This window comes from Paraburkholderia ribeironis (genome assembly GCF_900019265.1).
Taxonomy (GTDB): Bacteria; Pseudomonadota; Gammaproteobacteria; order Burkholderiales; family Burkholderiaceae; genus Paraburkholderia; species Paraburkholderia ribeironis.
This window is the reverse complement of record NZ_CYGX02000066.1, coordinates 25,294-26,575: the sequence shown is the minus strand read 5'-3', so window position 1 is coordinate 26,575 and position 1,282 is coordinate 25,294. Positions and strand designations below refer to the sequence as shown.

Annotated in this window: 2 protein-coding genes; one reads left to right on the top strand and one right to left on the bottom strand. The window is 62.2% G+C overall.

Features of this window, described 5'->3' with window-relative positions; all coding sequences use genetic code 11:
* Window positions 1-364: 364 nt before the first annotated feature.
* Complete coding sequence (locus tag BN2475_RS26320) at window positions 365-829, bottom strand: DUF2844 domain-containing protein (protein WP_094782402.1); 465 nt, start codon at window positions 827-829, stop codon at window positions 365-367.
* Between the two features lie 71 nt (window positions 830-900).
* Between BN2475_RS26320 and BN2475_RS33865 the strand changes: the two genes are divergently transcribed.
* Entirely contained in the window at window positions 901-1,134 is a 234-nt protein-coding gene (locus BN2475_RS33865; RefSeq protein ID WP_143325907.1) for a hypothetical protein, read from the top strand.
* Window positions 1,135-1,282 lie beyond the last annotated feature (148 nt).

The window sequence follows — 1,282 nt, the reverse complement described above, 5'->3', positions numbered from 1 at the left end:
GTTGGAGTTGGAGTTGGTGTTGGAGTTGGTGTCGGTGTTGGTGTCGGAGTTGGCGTTGGTGCTGGAGTCGGAGTCGGAGTCGGAGTTGGCGTTGGCGTTGGCGTTGGTGCTGGAGTTGGTGCTGGTGTTGGTGTCGGAGTCGGAGTCGGAGTCGGCGTTGGATTAGGCGTCGGAGCCGGACTTGGTGCTGGCGTCGGTGCCGGCGCCGGAGTCCCCGGCTTCAAAGTGTCATTCGTCGCGTTAGCGCTGCCATCATCGCCGCCACCACAGGCGGACAGCGCCACGCTGGCAGTCAGAAGCGCGGAGCAGAGCCTTTTGTTGAGCGTTGCCATAGTGTTGGCTTTCAATGAATCCGCACGCCGCTTCATTGCAGATCCTCCATGCGGACATGGGTGGGCACGACGCGCGGCAGATAGGCCTTGCCGAAAAAGTACCCCGCGTGACCGGCCGATTCGATATGGAAATCGCCGTTGTGCTGAACCATCGGGCCGATGCCGCGCGTGCGCCCATTGCCCGGATCGGCGAAGTTCGGGAAGTAGCTGCCAAGCAGCGCACTCATGTCCGGGCGCACCGGACCTTGCCAGGTGACCGCAAATACCACGTTGCTGGGCAACACGTATTCGCGGATCGTCACGCCGTCGGCGTCGGTGGCTTCGCGCACCGTATATGACGCGGCCGCAGCCGAAACATCGGGCGGCGTCGCCGCCTGGAGCAACGATCGCGATCCCGCAATCGCGTGCATACGCATAGCCGGCGCTCCGCCCAATGTCGCGGAAGCGGCGACCGGCGACAGCGCCGCAACCGCCAGCGCAAGCTTCATCAATTTCATCTCGTTGCTCCGGAAAACAGGTCGGAGCATGGTGCCCGCGGGCCGTTATTGGGATTGCGGGAAAAATCCGAATGAGAAGTGAGAAATCCCTTAAAGCTGCGGCCGTAAAGCAGCGCCATCAATCAGCGCTGCCTCTGCTGTTTTGCGCAGTCACGTCGATCGGGATGAAGCGGGGAAAGGAGGAAAGGAGGAAGAGAGGAAGAGAGGAAGAGAGGAAGAGAGGAAGAGAGGAAGAGAGGAAGAGAGGAAGAGAGAAGAGAGAAGAGAGAAGAGAGGAAGGAGCGCGCGGCGCTATTGGGGTGTAGCAGCGTTCGGCATTGCGCGCGCTTTGCAGTTGCGCGTCATTGCGGAGTGCTTCCTCGCAGGGCTGGTGCGGGCTCGCGGCTCACGGCCCGCGCCGTCAGCGTATGCAGCGCGTGCACAGCGCCAGACCGCCAGACCGCAGACCGCAGA

Bases quoted from the DNA above. Each gene is read 5' to 3' on its own strand.
- BN2475_RS26320 (WP_094782402.1), bottom strand. From the start codon at position 829: ATGAAATTGATGAAGCTTGCGCTGGCGGTTGCGGCGCTGTCGCCGGTC.
- BN2475_RS33865 (WP_143325907.1), top strand. From the start codon at position 901: ATGAGAAGTGAGAAATCCCTTAAAGCTGCGGCCGTAAAGCAGCGCCAT.